The sequence below is a fragment of the Pseudidiomarina aquimaris genome, assembly GCF_003987395.1.
GTDB lineage: Bacteria > Pseudomonadota > Gammaproteobacteria > Enterobacterales > Alteromonadaceae > Pseudidiomarina > Pseudidiomarina aquimaris.
In genome coordinates this window covers 84,272-103,958 of sequence record NZ_PIPT01000007.1, presented here as the reverse complement: position 1 = coordinate 103,958, position 19,687 = coordinate 84,272, and the positions used below count along the sequence as shown (strand labels likewise).

Below are 19,687 nucleotides of genomic sequence, written 5' to 3'. Positions count from 1 at the left end.
TGAATCACTCAGGGTCTGTAAGTTCATTATGTCGATTGAGTATTCAAAATGTTAAAACTCACTTCTATCTTATTGCTTGGCAGCGCCTTGCTCTTCGGCTCAGCAGCAGCTATGGCTAGTGAACTGGATGCCAGTGCTTATCAACAAAAGCTGGAACAGCACTTAGCCCAATTGCCGGTCACACCAACGGATACACTACAGGTTAATCTTAATGCCAGTTTTGAGGCACTTAACCTGCGCAACGACAAACGTGAGTTTGGACAACTCACGACAGCGGTGCGGACCAGCGCTGACGGCCTACAAGTCAGTTACCCAGCGGAAGTGATTCGCCTGTTAAATCAAGGCCGCAGTGACGACACACCCTCTGAAACTGCGTTCGCCATGGAGTATTTTGACGTTGCCGAACTGGTTGACTTGTTCCATCCGCGTGATGCCATTATCGAGCGAATTCGCATCGGTAATCTTGTTCGCGTGGTAGCTATGCCCGAACAACAACAGTTGCGGTTCGAGTACGCGCTGCCTCTGGATGCGCTGATCGATGACGAAGAATTGCGTGGTTACGTCAACGAGTTTGAGGCCGACTATCACTTAACTGTTACCGAAGAGCTTTACCCAGTTAAAGCTGAGCTTAACTTTTATGGTGATGGCAGCGCCTACTTCTTTTTTGATGTAAACGCTGCGGGTAAAAGCATAGAACACTATGCACTGCATGACGGCTATTTATTTGTAAGCGAAAGCGAATCGAGTCAAGACTTCGAATCGACGTTCAGCGAGCGCCGTTTTAGTACCTCTTTTGTGGCTAACCAAATAGCAGATAATTCAGATGCCGAGCGACACTCAACAGCCAGCCTGAATGATGATGTGCCTCAACTTGCAGTTGATTGAGGTCTGCACGGTCAAAAGCGCGACCTTGTTGAATCACCATCATCGGGTCGCGCAGGGTTTCTACCTTGCTAAGTGGGTTGTCGTTTAGCACGATCAAATCGGCCTGAAAACCAACCGCAACGCGGCCAAGTTGTTGGTCCATGTCGACGCTGTGCGCAGCGTTGACTGTAGCCGCGGCAAGAGCTGCGTGCGGTGCAATACCAGCGGCAACCATCAGCTCTATTTCATCAATGGTGGCGGGGCCTGGCAATCCAGTTAACGCTCCGGCATCGGAACCCAGAACTAATGTTACGCCACGCTCGTGCATGAGTTGGGTCAGATGATGCAGGTACGCATCAACTTCTAGGTTGTAAGCCGCTAGCTCTGGCGATGCATTGAGCCAGCGTTTAAACGATGTCTGCTCATAAATAAAGCGCGCGAAAGGCGTGATTGCCGCTTGGTCAGTTTGCTGCAAGTACTCATATTTTTCGTTGCTGAGGCGGGTTAGCTCACGATTAACCGCCAAGGTGGGTACGAGCGCAACATCGTGGTCGACAAAAAACTGTGCTGCCGTTTCGGCTTTTGAGTCGTCAAAAGTTTGCGCTAAAAAGCCATCGTAGATTTCTTCGCTATGCTCAAAGGTCCGCAGCGCGCCATGCTCAGCTAGGTTTTTGTGCATTAAGTCATACGAAGGGTGCCCTGCGACCATTACCCCAAGCGTGTTTGCTTCGGCTAAGATGGCGCTGTACGTTTGCGCATGTAAGCCTTCATAAACTTTAATAAAATCGTAGCCTTCGGCAATGTAGTCGCGCACTGCCTGACGCGCAAGCTCAGGATCATTCACCCGGAAGTGTGCAAGCGGATCGCCTTGTTCGATACTATTAAATATAGGGCTAGAGACGACCATGCGGCTGCCGAACCACTCACCGGATTCGAGCTCTTTGCGCCACTTTAGGTGGTAAGGAAAACCGCCCATGTTGCGCACAGTGGTCACCCCAGCCGCTAACGCCGACTTAGCATAGCTACGATCTAAGACATGCACGTGAGCGTCAATAAGCCCCGGCATGACGTAGGCTTGTTTGCCATCGATGATTGATAGATCATCGGCGGTGACTTGCGTCATGGGACTTAATTCAGTGATGACACCATCGCGCACCACGATCGCCTGATCTAAAAGCACTTGCTGGTCATTCATTGTCAGTACGTTGACATTGGTAAGAACGAAGCTTTGCGATCTATCGAGATTCAGTTTAGTTTCTCCGCTCTCTAGGTCTTGATAGAGCCACAGCAATGCTGCGAGGGTAAAAAGCGCGAGCAAGAGTATGGCAGTGCCGCGCAGGCAACTCCGCGGAAAGGTTTTCAATTTGCTAGTTTTCATATGGGTAGACTCCAAGCACTGTTGTTTGTGCCTGTAGCCTAGTTTGCGGGTGACCGAACGGCGACCAGAATCAAGATTCTAGACTTTTTAAGTAGCGACTGGGTGGCATGCCGGTCTGTTTTTTGAATACCGCATTGAAAGAAGACTTGGAACTAAAACCAGCATCTAGCGCGATATCCAGCAGTGATTTTTGTGGTTGCGATTGCGCCATCTCAACCACTTGCGCAATGCGTAGTTGGTTGATGTAGTCGGAAAAGCTCGTTTGCCCGCCCTGATTAATCGCCCACGAGATATCTTTGGCATTGAGGCCTGTGAGGGAAGCAATATCTTGCAGCGCCAGGCGCGGCTTGAGAAAAAGCTCTTCTGTTTTGACTAAGCGATCAATTTCGGTGAAGAGACCAAGCGCCTGTTCATTTGAAGCTTGCGCGTTGGCTTTTTCAGCTTCCTCGAACTCCTGCAAATCATCGAAAACTTCAGGCTGGCGAACAATCCCAACCAGAAAGCCGGCGAGCAATAAAAGCAGAATGACTTGGTCGATGAAATACCACTGATTGCGCAGTTCGTAGGGTAGGAAAGGTTGCAGGTTGGCGCGCACGATTTCAATGACGATTAAGCCCATTAGAGTGAAAAGCAACCACATTAGCCAGCGCAGTTGCAAGCGCTCGGTGTCAGCCCTGCGCTCCTTAATTGCGCGCTCGTAGCGCAGCAACAACACCAGTGACAGTTTTAAGTAAATGAGTTGACTCAATGCGCCCAGTGCGAGAACCCAGCCGATGTGGCTGGCGAAAAAGAGGGCAACGAGTGCCGGCACAAAATGCACGGCATCACGCCCTACGAGCGGTTGCTCCGGCCGCACCAAAACCCTGACAAATAGATAGAGGCTTGGCCCACCGGCAAGGCTCATGGCTGGTGTAACGAACACTGGCACAAACCGCAGTTCTTCTAAAAAATTAAAGAGCACAGCGAGGGCTTGCACCAAAAAGGCCAAAACCAAACCGGTGTAGCGAGGTTGCCCTCGTAGCATGGCGATTGCTAACACACTCACGAACAGCATGAGAAGTTGAACAACGTTCACCGGTAGTAGTTCGATAGGTGCAAGCATCATGACAGTGGTTTAAGCCAAATTAGGTTTCATCAAACCAAAATACATCAATAAGGCTTTTGTTGAAAACTTTGGCAATACGAAAAGCCGTTTCCAAGGACGGTGAGTAGCGACGTTGTTCAATCGCCGCTATCGTTTGGCGTGTCACACCTACCCGCTCGCCCAGTTCGCCTTGGGTCATATCACCGTTTTCTGCGCGTAATTCGCGTACGCAGTTTCCGATAGGCAACATGATCAATAACCTCGACGGAAGCTAGCAATTTGCACCGCGTATTCGACGACTTGAGCCACGACTAAGCTCAGCAAGCAACTATAAAAGAGCAGGTTGCCATCACTTAAGAACAGAAAATGGATGAGCGAGGCGACAACGCCAAATGCTAATACACTGCCCGCTGCAGCTTGCCCCCGACGAATGAACACTTTTTCTCGCTCATCGGCTTTTTGCTCAGCCTGCTTATGATTGGCGATAGCCAGCACGATTTGGCCGATCACACTTAGAATAATTAAAGTGACCGTGAGTTTAATAAATACCGGAAGTACCGCAGGAACTTGCTGAAGTTCCATGTATGTATGCACGACCGCATACGTCATGTAGAGCCCAACTACCAAGGTTGCAATTAACATTAGCCAGGCTGATTTTTCTTTAAAAGCCATGTGTATTTCCTCAAGTTAAAAATAGTTAACATGGCGAGTTTATGTGCAGAAATTAACCATGTCAAATATTTTTAACTTGGCTCGGCGTTCAAATCAGTCCCAAATAATCTCACTGCTGTCATCACCCACAACCGCTATGCTAAGGCTGGTGACGGCTTAAAGAAAGAACGGCCATTGTTGGCCTTGTCGGCCGTTGTAATCTTGCGCGAGTTTTTGATAGTCGGGATCTGCAGCTAGGGCATCATTGAGCTGCAGCAGTTCCTCAAGACGATAATCATGCATCGCATCAAATTGGCCGATGAAACGTGCAATGAGCACCATCGAGAAAACCAAAACTAAACCCACGTTCACTTCGACCTTCCCTGTGTTAACCAACAAATGGTCAAGCAGTACATCAACGCTTTTTTGGTAGTTCGCAACGCCGGCCCCACGCATGAATTTACTTTCTTGGCTGGGGCCAAATTGACGTTCCAGAAGGTTCGCGCGAAACAAAAAAATCAGTGTCGCTTCAAAGTCGCAATCGCCCAGGCGAAACAGTTTGGCGTCCGTGGTGCGGTGCCAGTCGTGTCCCAACAACCGCAGTATAATCAGCAGTGAGTCGCTAAGGACTTCCTCTTTAGCGATGAGGGTGGGAACTTGTACCTTAGGATTGCACTCAACCAGCAAGCGGTGACTTTTCATGGCATCCCAAGTGAGCAAGTGTTCACTATGTTCCATTTCACTTTGCAACATTAACCACTTAATTGAGCGTGAGAATGGCGAATCAACAACCCATATCAGTTTGTTCATTTGCGTTCCTATGGCGTTACAAACGAAAATTCTAGCCAACTTAAACCCCAACGATCAAAGTCTTTCCTTAATACAGTCAATTCCAACGGCTGCGGTCCGGCTTCTAGATACACTTTGTGCCGGTCGGAGAGCGCATCATCAACCGAACGGTCAAAGCGAACAGTACCGGCAAGCTTTCTACCCTGCCAGAGTTTAAAAAATTCGCCGTCTTGAAAACTGGTGCCTTTGTACTTCAATTCATACCAGCCTGTTTTAGCTACCTCAGTATCGAACCGCAGGGTCACCATACTTTGTTTGGCCGCTTTGTTAGTTTTAAACACTAAGTAACGCTCGGGTTTGTCCTCGCTAGCAGGAAAGTAATATAAAGGCGCATCGCTTAGTTCAATTAACTGCTGCATATCGATACGCCCCGGAATAGCTGATACCTCAACTGGTGCAGGCTTCACAGCCGTTGCAGACGGCACACCCAGCATCTGACCTGAGCGAGCAACGACAATAAAGCTGCCCCCGCTATCCGGAAGGGTAACTTCAAGCTCTGTACCATTAGCAGCAACCGCATAGGCTTTGTCGTAGTGGTTCTGGTAAAAACCGCCAAGCAAGTGCGCTTGCTTTAGCGTGGATCGGTAAATGTCATAACCCGTTACCCGCTTATCTTTTGATGGTAACCAGCTAAGTATAAGTTTGCCTGCGTTGTTCTCAAGGAGCCTTAGGTGAGTTACAGCAGGCAGTAACTGTTCACGCCGTGCTAGGCGCTTTTGCTGTGCTTTGTGGAGTTGCAGTTCAAACTTCTGGCTTGAAGGCGCAACGACATTTGCATGACCGTCCATCGCTAGGCGAAACCCGATGTTCGCAGCTACGTTCCAGCCTTCAGGTTTAAATCTGCCGCGGTTGGTGTGTGGCTGAGCAGGGTAGTGCCAATTGCCACCGCGGGTAGCGATAAACTCGCATGATGCTGTATCGGCGGGATCAGACACATAACCTTGTGGGTTAAAACAGCTGTCCAGGTATTGGCTCACGTTACCCACCATGTCATACAACCCAAACGGATTGGGTCGGTATAAGCCCACAACGGCATTGTAGGCTTCGCCATCGTCGCAATTTAGATGTTCGATAAATCCCTTGTTGCTGTAGCCATACAGTTGGTTGTTGACCTGTTCGCCGGTTAAATCAGCAAAGTTACCGTACTTGCAGGCCTCCGTTTGCATTGGGTCATCGCCCCAAAAATAACGGCTACTCGTGTTGGCTTTGGTGGCATACTCCCACTCCCGCTCAGTGGGCAGTCGATAGCGCTGGCCAGTTTGCTCGGATAACCAAGCAGCATAGGCATTGGCATCTTGCCATGAGATACAGGTGACTGGCTGATAGTCGCTATAACTGTAACGGTGTTTATCCCAGCGGCCACTGCCAATGTGCTCGGGCCCTCTTAGGCCTTCAGAATCAATGAAATCGTTACAGGTACGGTCGGGGTTGTAACCTGTGGCAGTGGCGAACTTGCGAAACTCAGCGACGGTTACCGCATACTTACCGAGCTGAAATGCTGCCAAACGGACTTTGTGCACTGGCTGGGCTTGTTTCTCGCCGCCAGTGGTACCCATCATAAATTCACCGGAAGGAACATTAACCATCGGCGGGACAATGTGGTCAGCTTGAGCATGAGCCGCTGGCAGCCAACAGATCGTAGTCAATGAAAGCACAAATAGTGTTCGCATACTATGTTCCTCAACCGTTTGCGCAAATCGTGTAGCCTGGTGGACAGGTTTTCGGCGTAAAATCGCGCGTCCATTGGGTGAATTCTTCCATGCTGAAGCGGCGCCAACCACGAATATCAACCAGCGTCTCGACGTCAATTCCGAGGTCGTTTAAGGCGTCAGCAAAGCGCACCATATCGTGATAGATCCGTGGTTTTGTGGTTTTTAAATCGGTAACGTAATGGTCTTCAGCGAGCACCATCTTGGCGGCAGGTAGATAGGCCAATAAATAATGGCTGGAGTGCGCGGTAGCAATATCAAATAATTCTAAACCGCCCAATTTAAATGCTGCTCGCGGCGGGAGCGAAATGATCTTGTGGTCGTCCTCTGTGACTGTGATATGGCTTAAAATCGTATCTCTATGCTGTTCCGCAACTACTAATGAAGCACCTAAAGCGAGGGCGTTGTCTAAGCCGCGAACGTTGGCATTATGATGATGTGTGACGACAAAGTAGTTAAGAGGTTTCTCTTGTTGAGAGAGCTCTTTCGCCGCAGCGAAATTCTCCGCTAAGGCATCTGCTGAACCCATCGCGATATAGTGATCGGGCTGTTCAATAAACACCGTAAGTGCGCGACCCGAGCCGGCTTGATAGACGCCATCGGAAATCGCTTTAACGGTTAGCTCAGAAGCGTCAATCGTTTCGCCCCAAGGGGTAAATTCGTCAAAACCTTGAAATGCGGTTTCAAGATCTGGGTTAAGCTCAATCGCACGGTGTACTGAAGTTAAACGCAGCTCGCCATTGACAAAAAAGTTCATGTCGCGAGCAAAAGCGACTTTGCTGTCCGTGCTGTGATTAGCAAAAACATAAAGAAGACTGCCGGCGCGAGAGTGTTGTCGAAGCATTTTGTGGATAAGCCCATTTGCCTGGTCAACGAAGTAGGTGTAACGCTCGCCGGAGTCGGTTAGGTAGGTCAGTTTCTGTTGCAAACGTCCACGGAAATAGTCATTCCCAGCATAGTCTAACTCACCTTTCAGACTCGCCAAGCGTCGAGCGTGCAACGTGTCGCTGCTGCGTTCAAGTGACGCTCCTAGTCGCGCAAAAGTCGCCCAATTTTGCTCGGAGTATTTCTCATGCAGGATGTCGTAAACGATGGTTCGCTCACCCTGTTGAATCCACTTTTCCAAATCTATTGTGGTTCGCGGTACGCGATAAGACAGTAAGCTTTTGCGCTGTCCCGCGAAGTCTATCGTTAGCTCTTCATTGATTCGCCATAACTCGGGAATATCTGGCGTTTCGCCCTCGCCAGGCCACGGGCCTTTGTTGTAATCAATCACTTTAATGCTATTGGCGAGTAAAAGCGCATCACCGCCATAAGCCGCGACCACTTTATCGACAATCGCTTGCGTAAAATTATCCGTTGGAGTGGTTGACTGAGCGGCGACTGGCAATGCTTGAAGCAGGGTAGAGGCCAGAATGACTAAGATGAGTTTTTTCATGATTCTTTCCTATAGGTTGCGCGAGCCAGTGAGTGTGACATAGCAAATGTCAGTTTTTTGTGAAGCGATTGTACGGGGGGCACGCGTTCTCGATTCTGGCTTTATTTATAAAGTTCAAGAAGGTGGTATTGAGGCACTGCGACAATGTTTGGGAAATACACTGGGTCGGCTCAGCAACATGTTTCGCCTACTGTAGGTAACTAGCGTGTCAGTTCAGCCTTGACGAAATCTTCACGCTGGTTCGACTAGGTTTGACGAACATGTCAACTCAGGGACATTTACCGGAGACAAATATGGTTAAACCTCGCACCTTTTTGGCAATACTTTTATCGCTATCGGTTCTCCTCTCTTATTCAGAAGGGAAGGCAATTCAACCGCAGCAGAGTGATGATCTAGCTGCGATTACGCAAACGCTTGAGCTGTATTTTTATGGATCTTCACACAGTGACGCTGAAACGTTGGCGCAGGCCTTTCATCCCGACGCATTGCTTTATTTAGAAAAAGCGGATACCCCAGTTTGGCAAATTTCGAGCGAGGAGTATCTGAGTTGGCATAAAGACGAGAACAAGGGCCGTGATAATGGCCGTATCGGCCGTGTTTTGCAGATTGATGTAGAAGGCAACCTCGCGACTGCAAAAGCTGAAATATTAATACCGCATAAGCAACTACGCTATGTCGACAGCTTTCTGCTGAAGAAAGTCGCCGGCAAATGGCAAATTATTAGCAAATCTGCTGCCGGAACCGACAGCAACGCTAACGGTCAGCGCATTCTGTTTATTCTTTCTAGTGCGCACTTTCACGGTGACTCAAACCTCCCGACCGGCGTGAGCTTTTCGGAAATCGTGAATGCGTACGATGAGTTTATTAAAGCGGGGTATAGCGTTGATTTTGTAAGTCCAGACGGTGGTGCTTTGCCCTTGGCTTATATCAACACTTCGGAGCCCATACATAAAAAATACCTGTACGACGCAGATTTTATGTATGCGATTGGCAATACGCTAACTCCTGCCGACGTGGAGCCAGCAGAGTATCGAGCGGTCCACTATGTTGGCGGGACCAACGCCATGTATGGCGTGGCTGACAACGCTGAAATACAGCGCATATCAATGGAAATTTACGAGCAGCACAATGGCATCATTTCTGCGGTATGCCACGGTACTGCAGGTATTGCGCACCTTCGCTTACAAAACGGCGAGTACTTGGTCAAAGGCAAACGTATCAGCGGCTACCCTGACGAATATGAAAACCCTGACCGACCGTACTTTAAAGAGTTTCCGTTTCATATCACCAAAACCATTGAGGCGCGCGGCGGTAACTTTTTGTATAGCCCACGCGGTCAAGAACATGTGGAGGTTGATGGCCGCGTGGTAACGGGGCAAAACTACCAATCATCGGCGGGCGTAGCGAAGGCAATGATTGCGATTTTGCAGCAATAAGTCGAAATTTGACCTTTGTTGGATGAATAGGGCCATGACCTCGATAAACCTATGGCAGCGCTTGCGCTGCCTTGGTAGACAATGACTAGATTTTAGCTTTTATTACCTTCAGAAAAACGCCCAAGACGAGCAAAAGAAAGGCTAGTAAGGCTGGCATAGCATACTGTTTAATTAACAAGCCTTGATAAAGCTTCTTTGCTTGTCTGTTGTCTGGAGCTAATGCAAGTGCAATGCGTATCGTCTCTTTCGCATCCGCTTTATTACCTCGGGCAAGCTGTATTTTTGCAAGAGAAATATAAGGAATGGGAGAGCTAGGGTTTAGTTCCACAGCTTGTTCGACCCATAGCTGTGCTTCAGCGAGACTACCCTTTTTTGCGGCATTAGCTGCCCGAATGAAAAAAAGCCGGGGCGTCTTTATATCGATTATTGCGCCTTTGTCACTGAGTTCGATTACGAGCGGCTCTTTACGGTCTAAAATAACAAATCTATCATTCTGTAGATGACGGGTTTCAAGCATTCCTTCTCCCCAGTCAACAAACAATTTCCCGTTTAAAAAGCTTACTCTGATGGGCGGTAGATTATCTAAACTAATGTACTGCGTTTTAAACTGGTACTTACTGGGTACGGTTTTGACTTGAGGCAATCGCTGTGTGGCTTTAACTAAGCTTTGATTTGGATTGCGCTGGCCCTCTGAAGCAGAAACAATACCCGCTAAGATTTTTTTAATCGTTTTGATTGCTACAGACTGTTCTAAAAAGGTATCTACCCGAAGAACGACGACGAGATTGAGAGATGGATAAACAGCTAAAGTATGTCCTCCGCTTCCTCTTGCACTAAAGCTACCGTCTTCCTCAACCCACCACATAAGCCCGTAATAGGGAGGGTGCTTACCGCTCATATATGTGCGATTTATCGCGCTAGTGCTTTGAACAATCCATTGTCGAGGAATCAGTTGATCTCCTTTCCACACTCCATATTTCGCATATAAGAGACCGAACCTTGCTAGATCACGGGAAGACATATTAATTTGAAAAGCGGGGTGCTCAGATGTTGCCTTAACATAATAGCCGTCTGTAATTCGATAATCCTGCATTTGCAAAGGGGTAGCTAAGTGAGTTTGAATGGACTCGAGGATCTCCTCTCCAGTAATCTGCGAAAATAAAGCTCCTGCAGCGTTAAAATCCCAATTGTTATACCACCAATAGCTGCCAGGTTTATGGCTTCCTCTAACGGGTTTATTCGATGCCATTTCGTTACTCTCGGCTGCCGCTGGCAGGTAAACACCAGAGCGAGATGAGATAAGGTCGAATAGCGTTGCCGATAGCTCTTCTTCGGTCAACATCGAGTTATCATTGAAATTAAGTGCCTTCAAGCTGGCCTCAAAGTCTATGGCGCTGGAATGCTTTCCATAGAGCGCGCTCAAAATACTTTTTCTGATGGAGTGTATGGGGAATCTTCGCTCGTTCTCGCCCCAATCTATGGCAATAGCGCCATCTTTTATGACTAAAAGAGCTGAGAACGCATTCTCTTCGTAAAGTTTTTTTACTTTATCTACTCGGCTTGGAACAAACCCAGCGTCCTCAGGGGACGAGTATTGGAGCCAAACAGAATCAGGATACCTATTCATAGCAAATGGCGCATTAGCCAAGAGCACAGTAGATAGTAGCAAAGCCATTATTGAGAGAACTTTAATTTTTAACATTTTATTTCAGGTTAAGAATGTTTAGTCGCGTTCTGTCGATGTTTGATTTGGACTGTCTTTGCTTTTCCATTGTTGCCCAAACGGTTGAAAAACGAAAATCGCCAGAACAGCGATGAGCACACAAAAGCACAAAAAAATAGTGAGTAATGGGGCTAAATTTTCGCCGTCGTTGTAGTTAGGCAGCATAAATATAAGAAAGACTGCGATTAGGAAGGCAAAAAAACCGTAGAAATACTTAAGACTCCTTACGTTCGCCTTCATTTCGCCTTTCTTTGGGGCTACCTCTGGAGCCGTTTCTTCTTTCCTCGTTGAGACTGACGTGTCATTTTGTATAACGTGAGCAAGCTCCTGCGGCGTGATCTCAAAAACAGAAGCCAACGACGTTAACGTTTCAACTCCGACACTTTCACCTTTCTCTACGCGTTGGATCGTACGTATATTTAAACCGCTTAGTTGAGCTAAGTGTTCTTGTGACCAATGCTTCTCGAGTCTTAATGATTTCACCTGTAGTACCTTTTTTGTTCTACTTCGTTCAACGTTGCGAACTATACATTACGGATTTGGTGTCGGCCACGACAAACAGGCGACAAAATACCGACAGTTAGGGTCATCTTCAATTTGTACCGTACAATTCGATCAGACCGTAGTAGAAAGCTAGAAACATTACGGTGCCGTGCTGCTCATCGGCAAAGTATTTGGACGTCACTTTAAGCTGCTCATTATTAATGGTTGAAAGATTGTTGATGAAATCATTTCCCCATTGACGGTTTCTAATGCCAATTTCGCCGATATGGTCATTATTTGCCAGACCAATGAACACATTCGCTTTTGCGTCGTTCAAAACCTGCTGAGATTTCAAAAACGTTTTGTTGAGGTAATTATCATCCCAAATGTAAGTCGCGTCAGCGATTAGAAAGTGGCTAAACATATTCGGGCTATTCAAAAGAATGTCCGCAGCAAGCAAGCCACCTAACGACATACCAACAAGCCCTCTAGAGTCATTGGTACGAAACTTAGAGTCGATGTCTTTAAACAGTTCAGTTTTAATGAACTCAGAAAACTTTCTAGCACCACCACTGTTGTGCTTCATATTTTGCAACACTTCCCCATTGTAGGCTAAGTCATTTTGAGTTGGTGTCATATCGAAGTTTCTATTGTCACTTTCGATCGCAACGACGATGAACTGTGGGATCCGCTGACTTAGGTCGTAATGTGACAACGACTCTACCATACCAACGACACCTTTAATTCTTACACTGTGGCCATCTAGAACATATAAGACAGGATAGTGCTCGGATTCATTCTGATCATAATTAGGAGGTAAAGAAACGGCATACCTTCGGGTTTCCTTTAAAATATCTGACTGAATCTCATGCCATGTGGCAACTACAATCTGCTCCGACGGTTGTGAGTCATCCGCTGCTAAATTAGCAGAAAACAAAGCCAATATAAGCATAGGAAAAACTGATTTAATATTAAGTTTTAACACTGCTTTCTCCATCTATTGTAAATTTTCTATAGGTTTAATTCTCGTTGGCTTATAGTTTACATTCCTTCAGAGATAAACGATTCCCATAACAACTGCTGTTTTTTCGTTGCTGAGCTATCTCTAGACAGTTTTTCACCGTCATACTTAAGGCCCACCAATTTAGCCGCTTCAAAAAAGGGAATAACACTAGGAGAGGTCGCATATTCTTGTAACTCTAATGCTATTGAGTCACCATATAGTTTTGCTGCCGACTTATATAGCTCATGTAAGTTCATCTTTTTTCCACCTTTTGGGTAATTCTGTAGTAGATATCGCCAAAGCTCATCTAAATTTTGCTTCCCTTCGCTCTTGGCTCGGATTTTAAAATCAAGAGTAAAAGCTGCAATCATACCTCCCCAATAAATAGTGGTAGATTTATTGGACTTATCAGCACCAGCACTAATAAGAGTTAACTTCCCATCGGCTTCCTTCTCATATTCTTTCATCCTATAAACAATACCATCCAAAAATTCAGATTCATTTTTTATTCCTACCCTTAATAGGGCAAGTTGGGAAGCGTACTCAGCTCCAAACCCTTCGTTAAACCACTCATATAATGATGCTTGGTCTGCTTTGTCATCAACCTCTAGCTGGTTAAATGCAAAACCGTGAAACAGCTCATGGGCTATTAGTCGTGAAATACCTAAGGGTATTTTGCTATTTTTATCTAACATCTTTTTGTCTGCTGGACCTACCGATATTGATATAGCTTTACCCATGACTTCACCCCCTCCATCATTTCGGTCAGCAATTATAAGAATCATTCTAGATTTTAGAGGTGATTGATATTGAGCACCGTAATACTGAAAGAATTGGTCAACTCTTTGATTTATATCGTCAACCATTTTGTGAGTATACTCACCCGAGAAAGCCGTTCTCAGCTGCACATTTCCTATTTTAAAAGACCCTTGGGTATGTTCACCGGCGAATAACGCGGAGTTTTGCAAGTCGTTTGTTCCCTCCACATAGAACTCAGTAGAGGCATCATTAACGCTCTCCCAAGAAGTCGTAACATTCCAAAAGTTGGGGATTTCGAATTTTACATGTACTTTCTCACTTGGCTTCCCTGCAATAAAAAGTGCGCGACCTGACCACATGACGCCATCTTCGGTTGCGTAAGCAGCTCCATTGTCGCCAAACTTTATCTTAGGAGTTACTATGTCATGACCTAAAGCAACATCATATGAGAGGGTAATCTTTCCTTTTTCGTATCCGACTAGTTGCCATTTACTATTTTCAACTCTAGAAATCTGAATGGTTTTCCCATCATCACTAGTCACATTAAGGTTTTTTACGAATCCGCCCCAGCCATTTTTTAAGCCATGAGCATTTTGTTCATTCATGTAGATAGTGTCGCCATTCGGATATAAAACTGCTTTAATCTTGGCTAGTCGAGGTTGCCTTTCAGAGATAAAGACTGTGTAATCATCTGCCATGGCTGAACAGGCATAAAAAAAGAAGTAAAAAGCTAAGGAAAGTGTAATAGTTATATTTTTGAACATATAAAACCTGCAAAACAGTGTGAATAGGTAACCAACATTGAACCTACCTTTCTGCAAGCGTTGGAGGGGCAGGCGTGTTTGGTCGTTAAATCGAAATGGCTACACTATTTGTATTTTTTTAGGCCTGTCTTCCTAAATCATGATTCAGGACTAAATAAATCCAATTGTCCGTTTCCCCGTTAGGGATATCGGACATTTAAAATTGGTGCAAAGAGGGTACGACCAAACACTTACGTCCCACGGCCTTTGCGTGAGCAACTTCGGGCGGGTATTGATTATGATGCAAGGTGTTACGCATAACCTCAAGACTAATGGTGCTGTGACTAACGTTCAAACGCCTGCCAATTTCCCTGAAGCTAGAACCCTCGCGCAAATAGGCTTAGATCTGGTATCGTTGCCCATGGGTCAACAGTTTGTAACTCATGACGATGACCCTTTTATTTGGCGACGTTTGAATACCATCAACAGTCAGTTGGTTGTCTGTCAGCTCTTAACCACAAGTGATGCAGTTACTGTCTGAATTCGGGGAGTAGAGTAGGCGCTATCGACTATATGGCATAATAAGGGAAATAATGTTTTCGCAAATAATTCAACTACAACCAGTAAATGTTTTGCAAATAGTCTTTACTACAGTGGCACTGCTGGGAGCAATCTTGGTTTGGAAAATGGATCGATATCGAGGTTTTTTACTCCTTTTTATATATTACGCCATTTTAATGATGCTTAATTTATATGAAGAAACACGAAGTAATCGTGAGATCTATATCATTACCCCTATTTTTACATTGATTAAGGGGCCAATCGTTTACTTTTTAGTAAGATCGCTAATTAATGAAAAGCCTATTACTTCTAAATTGAAGTTATTACACTTGACGCCTGCGATTTTAGCTTTACCCTTTACGAAAAATGTGCAACTCCTTATTTTGATTGCCACATTTAGTCAAATTGCCTACCTAATTGCTTCTCTAGTTTTAGTAAAGCGATATCACTCGGTATCAATGGCTGTCCGTTCTGACGCACTTTCATTAAAGTTGGATTGGGTAAATAAGATTATTTATGTTTTTTTACTATTCGCTCTAATCGATCTTTCCAGATTAAATTTGCAGCCATTTAACGCTTTTGAAATAAAAGCCGTGTGGTATTTTATCGATCTATTAGTCGCTTTCTTCTTGGTGTGCTTTCTAATAATAAAGGCCACTCATAAACCCGAATTGTTTAATGACATGGTCCCCTATGAAAATCTGGAAATTAGGTATCGAGAATATAATGTTCAACCTGATCTGAGATTGGCGAAGCAAATATTTGCAGACATTAAGAAAGTAGTCTTAGAAAAAGGGCTCTATAAACAGCCAAGGTTGTCACTAATAGAGGTTGCGAATGAGACTGGTTTTAAGTTGAAAGATGTTTCATGGTCTATAAACTTTGCCAGTGGTTATAACTTTTGTGAATTTATTAACGATATGAGAATCGATGAAGTGAAAAAGCAAATTGCTCAACAAGAAGAATCCCAAAAAAATATCTTGGAAATAGCTTTCGATTCTGGCTTCAATTCAAAATCTGTTTTCTACAATACATTTAAATCCACGGTAGGAATGACCCCTAGTCAATATCGAAAGTCGCAAAAAAATAGCATACACACTGAGCCCACCTCCCCCCTAAACTGAGAGATATTTTTTTAGAGTTTTCTGAGGTGATGACCCTCACAGCCCTTTTATTTCAGCTGTTGCGCATCTTCAGTGGACAAGATTGCTTTTCGAACTTGTAAGTTGTTTCCACTCGCCCACTTGATGGGCGGGTGGCTCTAATGTCCTTCTTACGTGGGAAGGGCGAACGGGCTGAAGCCATCTCGTATTATCGCCTCATGAGAGTAGGTCTTGAGTAACGAATATGAGGTTCGGTATGTCGATTGAAACGATGCGTCACTGTCAGGTAAGTGACTCGAAATTATCTCGCTTTGGGTCGCTCGCATTCTTTTTAATGCCAGTGTGCTATCTCGGCATGTTTATAATCTTTGGCGCATTGCTTGCGATACCCCAAGGCCCGGATATCAACGAGAGAATTATGTATGTAATGGCCGAGCAGGATCTCATTGGTATTGCTTACCTGTTGGGCTACTTCATTTTTGGATTTTTATTACTCGTTGCGGTGCAAGCTATCCATAACAAGTTGTCGGGCGTAAGTCGGCATTTACTCAACAGCGCCAGTCTATTTGGCTTCATCTGGGTCGTGCTCATGATGTGTGCAGGAATGATCGCTCTGGTGGGGATGAACACCATGATCGCGATGTACGCAAAAGACCCACAAGCGGCAGCCATCCTATTTTATAGCTACACCATGGTTGTGAATGCGCTTGGCGGTGGAATTGAACTGGTCGGCGGTATGTGGGTGCTACTGTTAAGTATTGTTGGTCTGCGTTCACCTATCTTTTCAAGGTCGTTGTGTGTTGTAGGCTTATTCGTCGGGGTATTTGGCGCCCTCACGGTCTTTCCAAGTTTGCCTTTTATGAAAGAAGCTTTTGGCTTAACTCAAATCGTTTGGTTCGTGTGGGTCGGAACGGTGTTGTGTCGCAACAAGGAAATTAACTATGAGTAAAAATTTCAAAAGAACAGCTGCCTACAGCACTTTAGTTTTAGTGCTTGGGTGTGCCGCATTTTACGCATCGATGCAAGATTATCAGAAAGAGAACTTTTCAAAGTTAGTCACCCAATTCTTTTCAGGATAGGTTTTTTAGAGTTGAAAGCCATTCTTCCAAACGGCTTGTGGGTGAAAAAGCGCCCGCAAGTTCGTTGTGGTATCCGCATCAAGTAACAGTAGATCCGCTTTCATTCCTTCGGCAATGCGTCCTTGATGCGGCAGCGCGAAGGCTTGTGCTGGCGCCGCGGTTGCTGCGTGCAACACTGCTTCGAGTGGTAAGCCAGCGCGCTGCAACATTTCAAGCTCAACCAGCAGTGACCAGCCGTGAGCGGTACTTGGATTGGGTGCGTCGCTACCGGCTAATATCGGCACTCCTGCTTGGTAGAGCCGCTCAGTGGTGAGTAGCAGGTTGTCATAAAAATGCGTCGGGAATTGAGTGTTGCCAAACGACTGATTGAGGCTGGCCTGAGCGCTCGCTGGGAGCTTTATGTTTTCTGCGGTTAACAGCGTTTCGTTTAATTCACCTCGCAGCATACCCTCATACAGCGCCATGGTTGGGATGATAAAAGTGCCGTTGCTGCGCATCAGTTGCACCAGTTCATCGCTCGCGGGGCGGTCAAAGAAACTATGCACTAGGCCGTCGGCACCCGCTTTGACGGCGTCCACTGCTGAAGCATGATCGGCAACATGCACTACAGCAACCTGTTGTGCTTGATGGGCAGCCTTAATGGTGGCTTCCAGCTCCGCATACGAAATCGAAGGCGCATGTTGATAAACCGCATCGGCATGGGTGTAAACGATTTTGATAAAATCAGAGCCACTGTCGAGACGCTCAGCAACAGCTTCGGGGGCTGCGCTAGGAGCACTTAACGTCGGTACCGAAATACCGTATTGCGTGCCATGGCCGTTAGGTGCAGTGACTAATAAGCCAGCGCCAAAGATGTCAGCATGTTTAGCTTGTTGGGTTTCCGCACGGGCGGCTTTATGCTGTTGCAAAAAGTTAGGGTCACCGAACATATCGATCACGGTGGTCACACCGAAGTCGAGACTTTGCGCTAGAGCATCCCCCCAGACGTGCACGTGCGCGTCGATTAAGCCTGGTATCAGCACTTGGCCTTGGGTTTCACGGTAGGGTAAGTCAAGGTCAGGCCGTTGCACCGAGAGCTCAGTAATCCAGCCTTCATGCACAACCACGAATTTCTCATCGCGCCATTTTTCGCCGTCAAAAATGTTCACCGGACCGACCACGAAGCTGTTGTCGCTCCCCACGTCAGCAGGTTTCGGAGTTGGTAAACTCAATACGATGGCCAGTACCGCGCTAACAACGGCGATTAATAGAAGTATCTTTTTCATAGGTATTAGGCTCATTTAAATTAGTGCGAAAGCCGCTGGTAACGCCAGCGCACGATAGCGGTGAGTAGCAAGGTAAAGCCGACAAGAGCAGCCAAGTGCAGCCAAATGCTATGGCCCTGACTCGTGCCAATCACAGCATGTGCGAGTTGTGCATAGTGGTAGGCGGGCAGGCCATAGGCAATGTATTGCACGGTTTCCGGTAAAAACTGAATGGGTACCCACAAGCCAGATAAGAAGGCCATCGGTAAATAAACCAAGTTGACCACCGCGGGCGCACCTTTGTCGGACAAACAAAGACCGAGCAATAAGCCGATAAGGGCAAACGGCAGGGTACCGATGAGCAATACCAGCAACAGCGTAAGCCATTGCCACGTATAGAGTTCGACGCCGGCAAAAACGCCGCCGGTGACAAAGAGGATTAAGGCAATGCACAAGGCGAATACCAAGCTACTGAAATACTTCGCTGCTACGTAAGCGCTCAATGGCATAGGCGCTACACGCTTCAAGGTAAGCCAGCCATGGGCGCGGTCACTGGCGACGGCGGTCGCATAGTTGAACATAGCCGGACCCATCATACCAAAACAGGCATAAGAAACGAGCATGTACTGACCACTACCCGAGCTAAAATTAAAAACGATACCGAAAAAGATATAAAAAGTGACCGGAAATAAAATCGCCGGTAAAAAGAACGCGGGTGTGCGCCATAAACTCAGTAAATCATAGCCCGCTTCTTTAGCGTATAAATTCGCATTAAACATGACGTTGCTCCTGCATGTTGGCCAAGTAAGCTTGCTCCAGTGAACCGTGATCAGCTATCACCTCGGTCAAAGTACCTGCTGCGATCACCTCGCCGTCACGTAACATTGCGACACGGTCCGCCAAGCGCTCAGCTTCTTCGATGTAATGAGTGGTCAGTACAATGGCTGTGCCCGCTGAGCGGTAGTCCTGAATATGCTGCCAAAGCGCATGACGCGCCTCGACATCCATGCCCACGGTAGGTTCGTCAAGAAACAATAAGTCGGGCTTACCAGCCACCGCGAGGGCGAAAAGGACTTGCTGGCGTTGGCCGCCAGAGAGTTTGCCAAAGCGTTGCTTGGCGATACTATTGAGGTTGAATTTCTCAATAAGCTCAGTAACTTGAAAACCGTTTTGGTAATAGCTACAGAACAGATCCAACTGTTCGTAGACAGTTAAGTTCGCTGCCAGTGCACCGAGTTGCATCATGACGCCTAAGCGCTGCCGTACTTCTAAAGAGCGTTGCTGCGTCAACATAGGCTGACCCAATAGCTCGAGCTGATCCGCTCGGTAGGAGTGCATGCCAAGTACACTGTTGATCAACGAGGTTTTGCCTGCGCCGTTTTTACCAAGTACCGCAAGAACCTCGCCGCTGTAGGCGGTGAGATCCACATCGCAAAGCGCTTGATGTTGGCCATAGCTTTTGCTTAAGCCTTGAATAGATAAGTGTGCGACTGCCATGGGCGATCTCCAGTAAATAATGTTATCGCAAAGTTTAGGGAGGCAGGGGCTTACGCGGCAGTAGCTTTTGTCAGCAATTGAAG

At 46.5% G+C, this 19,687-nt stretch carries 18 protein-coding genes and 1 pseudogene; 4 read left to right on the top strand and 15 right to left on the bottom strand.

Annotated elements, in window-relative coordinates; genetic code table 11:
- Positions 1–48 precede the first annotated feature (48 nt).
- Positions 49–885: a hypothetical protein gene (locus CWE21_RS09720; RefSeq protein ID WP_126834249.1), complete on the top strand. Its 837-nt coding sequence runs from the start codon at positions 49–51 to the stop codon at positions 883–885.
- On the opposite strand, the gene CWE21_RS09715 is transcribed toward CWE21_RS09720, so the two are convergent.
- The 7 genes from CWE21_RS09715 to CWE21_RS09685 form a co-directional block, all read right to left on the bottom strand.
- Positions 800–2,242 (bottom strand): amidohydrolase family protein, encoded by a 1,443-nt coding sequence (locus CWE21_RS09715; RefSeq protein ID WP_126834248.1) that lies wholly within the window; start codon positions 2,240–2,242, stop codon positions 800–802. The two genes, CWE21_RS09720 and CWE21_RS09715, sit on opposite strands and share 86 nt — an antisense overlap.
- 70 nt (positions 2,243–2,312) lie before the next feature.
- Positions 2,313–3,347: a helix-turn-helix domain-containing protein gene (locus tag CWE21_RS09710; protein ID WP_126834247.1), complete on the bottom strand. Its 1,035-nt coding sequence runs from the start codon at positions 3,345–3,347 to the stop codon at positions 2,313–2,315.
- Positions 3,348–3,366: 19 nt separating this feature from the next.
- Positions 3,367–3,576, bottom strand: a complete 210-nt coding sequence (locus CWE21_RS09705) for a helix-turn-helix transcriptional regulator (protein WP_126834246.1) — start codon at positions 3,574–3,576, stop codon at positions 3,367–3,369.
- 2 nt (positions 3,577–3,578) lie between these two features.
- Positions 3,579–3,998, bottom strand: coding sequence for a hypothetical protein (locus CWE21_RS09700; protein WP_126834245.1), 420 nt, complete (start codon positions 3,996–3,998; stop codon positions 3,579–3,581).
- A gap of 156 nt (positions 3,999–4,154) precedes the next feature.
- Positions 4,155–4,787 (bottom strand): glutathione S-transferase N-terminal domain-containing protein, encoded by a 633-nt coding sequence (locus tag CWE21_RS09695; protein ID WP_126834244.1) that lies wholly within the window; start codon positions 4,785–4,787, stop codon positions 4,155–4,157.
- Between the two features lie 8 nt (positions 4,788–4,795).
- Entirely contained in the window at positions 4,796–6,496 is a 1,701-nt protein-coding gene (locus CWE21_RS09690) for a formylglycine-generating enzyme family protein (RefSeq protein ID WP_126834243.1), read from the bottom strand.
- Between the two features lie 10 nt (positions 6,497–6,506).
- Entirely contained in the window at positions 6,507–7,973 is a 1,467-nt protein-coding gene (locus CWE21_RS09685; RefSeq protein WP_198675101.1) for a hypothetical protein, read from the bottom strand.
- Between the two features lie 293 nt (positions 7,974–8,266).
- On the opposite strand from CWE21_RS09685, the gene CWE21_RS09680 reads away from it, so the two are divergent.
- A complete protein-coding gene (locus CWE21_RS09680; protein ID WP_126834242.1) occupies positions 8,267–9,409 on the top strand; it encodes a nuclear transport factor 2 family protein in 1,143 nt (380 codons plus the stop codon).
- Between the two features lie 85 nt (positions 9,410–9,494).
- On the opposite strand, the gene CWE21_RS09675 is transcribed toward CWE21_RS09680, so the two are convergent.
- The 5 genes and pseudogenes from CWE21_RS09675 to CWE21_RS09655 form a co-directional block, all read right to left on the bottom strand.
- Complete coding sequence (locus tag CWE21_RS09675; RefSeq protein WP_126834241.1) at positions 9,495–11,111, bottom strand: serine hydrolase domain-containing protein; 1,617 nt, start codon at positions 11,109–11,111, stop codon at positions 9,495–9,497.
- A 21-nt stretch (positions 11,112–11,132) separates the two neighbouring features.
- Positions 11,133–11,615, bottom strand: a complete 483-nt coding sequence (locus CWE21_RS09670) for a helix-turn-helix domain-containing protein (protein ID WP_126834240.1) — start codon at positions 11,613–11,615, stop codon at positions 11,133–11,135.
- Between the two features lie 109 nt (positions 11,616–11,724).
- Complete coding sequence (locus CWE21_RS09665; protein WP_157982755.1) at positions 11,725–12,600, bottom strand: alpha/beta hydrolase; 876 nt, start codon at positions 12,598–12,600, stop codon at positions 11,725–11,727.
- Between the two features lie 56 nt (positions 12,601–12,656).
- The gene (locus CWE21_RS09660) at positions 12,657–14,141 is read right to left on the bottom strand and encodes a M61 family metallopeptidase (protein ID WP_126834238.1); all 1,485 of its coding nucleotides are present in this window, start codon (positions 14,139–14,141) and stop codon (positions 12,657–12,659) included.
- 226 nt (positions 14,142–14,367) lie between these two features.
- Positions 14,368–14,514: pseudogene (locus tag CWE21_RS09655) on the bottom strand (helix-turn-helix domain-containing protein); the annotation flags it as partial.
- A gap of 199 nt (positions 14,515–14,713) precedes the next feature.
- Between CWE21_RS09655 and CWE21_RS09650 the strand changes: the two are divergent.
- Both CWE21_RS09650 and CWE21_RS09645 read left to right on the top strand, forming a co-directional pair.
- Complete coding sequence (locus CWE21_RS09650; RefSeq protein WP_126834236.1) at positions 14,714–15,805, top strand: helix-turn-helix transcriptional regulator; 1,092 nt, start codon at positions 14,714–14,716, stop codon at positions 15,803–15,805.
- 235 nt (positions 15,806–16,040) lie between these two features.
- Complete coding sequence (locus CWE21_RS09645; protein ID WP_126834235.1) at positions 16,041–16,733, top strand: hypothetical protein; 693 nt, start codon at positions 16,041–16,043, stop codon at positions 16,731–16,733.
- 135 nt (positions 16,734–16,868) lie between these two features.
- On the opposite strand, the gene CWE21_RS09640 is transcribed toward CWE21_RS09645, so the two are convergent.
- Genes CWE21_RS09640 through CWE21_RS09630 form a run of 3 tightly spaced genes read right to left on the bottom strand, consistent with a single transcriptional unit; the run spans position 16,869 to position 19,604 of the window.
- On the bottom strand, positions 16,869–18,128 hold the full coding sequence (locus tag CWE21_RS09640) for an amidohydrolase family protein (RefSeq protein ID WP_126834234.1): 1,260 nt from the start codon (positions 18,126–18,128) through the stop codon (positions 16,869–16,871).
- Positions 18,129–18,148: 20 nt separating this feature from the next.
- Positions 18,149–18,886: an ABC transporter permease gene (locus tag CWE21_RS09635; protein ID WP_126834233.1), complete on the bottom strand. Its 738-nt coding sequence runs from the start codon at positions 18,884–18,886 to the stop codon at positions 18,149–18,151.
- A complete protein-coding gene (locus tag CWE21_RS09630; protein ID WP_126834232.1) occupies positions 18,879–19,604 on the bottom strand; it encodes an ABC transporter ATP-binding protein in 726 nt (241 codons plus the stop codon). Before CWE21_RS09630 ends, CWE21_RS09635 begins: the two co-directional genes overlap by 8 nt.
- Positions 19,605–19,687 lie beyond the last annotated feature (83 nt).

Excerpts from the sequence above, each read along its gene's own strand:
- CWE21_RS09720 (WP_126834249.1), top strand. The coding sequence starts at position 49 with ATGTTAAAACTCACTTCTATCTTATTGCTTGGCAGCGCCTTGCTCTTC.
- CWE21_RS09715 (WP_126834248.1), bottom strand. The coding sequence starts at position 2,242 with ATGAAAACTAGCAAATTGAAAACCTTTCCGCGGAGTTGCCTGCGCGGC.
- CWE21_RS09710 (WP_126834247.1), bottom strand. The coding sequence starts at position 3,347 with ATGATGCTTGCACCTATCGAACTACTACCGGTGAACGTTGTTCAACTT.
- CWE21_RS09705 (WP_126834246.1), bottom strand. The coding sequence starts at position 3,576 with ATGTTGCCTATCGGAAACTGCGTACGCGAATTACGCGCAGAAAACGGT.
- CWE21_RS09700 (WP_126834245.1), bottom strand. The coding sequence starts at position 3,998 with ATGGCTTTTAAAGAAAAATCAGCCTGGCTAATGTTAATTGCAACCTTG.
- CWE21_RS09695 (WP_126834244.1), bottom strand. The coding sequence starts at position 4,787 with ATGAACAAACTGATATGGGTTGTTGATTCGCCATTCTCACGCTCAATT.
- CWE21_RS09690 (WP_126834243.1), bottom strand. The coding sequence starts at position 6,496 with ATGCGAACACTATTTGTGCTTTCATTGACTACGATCTGTTGGCTGCCA.
- CWE21_RS09685 (WP_198675101.1), bottom strand. The coding sequence starts at position 7,973 with ATGAAAAAACTCATCTTAGTCATTCTGGCCTCTACCCTGCTTCAAGCA.
- CWE21_RS09680 (WP_126834242.1), top strand. The coding sequence starts at position 8,267 with ATGGTTAAACCTCGCACCTTTTTGGCAATACTTTTATCGCTATCGGTT.
- CWE21_RS09675 (WP_126834241.1), bottom strand. The coding sequence starts at position 11,111 with ATGTTAAAAATTAAAGTTCTCTCAATAATGGCTTTGCTACTATCTACT.
- CWE21_RS09660 (WP_126834238.1), bottom strand. The coding sequence starts at position 14,141 with ATGTTCAAAAATATAACTATTACACTTTCCTTAGCTTTTTACTTCTTT.
- CWE21_RS09650 (WP_126834236.1), top strand. The coding sequence starts at position 14,714 with ATGTTTTCGCAAATAATTCAACTACAACCAGTAAATGTTTTGCAAATA.
- CWE21_RS09645 (WP_126834235.1), top strand. The coding sequence starts at position 16,041 with ATGTCGATTGAAACGATGCGTCACTGTCAGGTAAGTGACTCGAAATTA.
- CWE21_RS09640 (WP_126834234.1), bottom strand. The coding sequence starts at position 18,128 with ATGAAAAAGATACTTCTATTAATCGCCGTTGTTAGCGCGGTACTGGCC.
- CWE21_RS09635 (WP_126834233.1), bottom strand. The coding sequence starts at position 18,886 with ATGTTTAATGCGAATTTATACGCTAAAGAAGCGGGCTATGATTTACTG.
- CWE21_RS09630 (WP_126834232.1), bottom strand. The coding sequence starts at position 19,604 with ATGGCAGTCGCACACTTATCTATTCAAGGCTTAAGCAAAAGCTATGGC.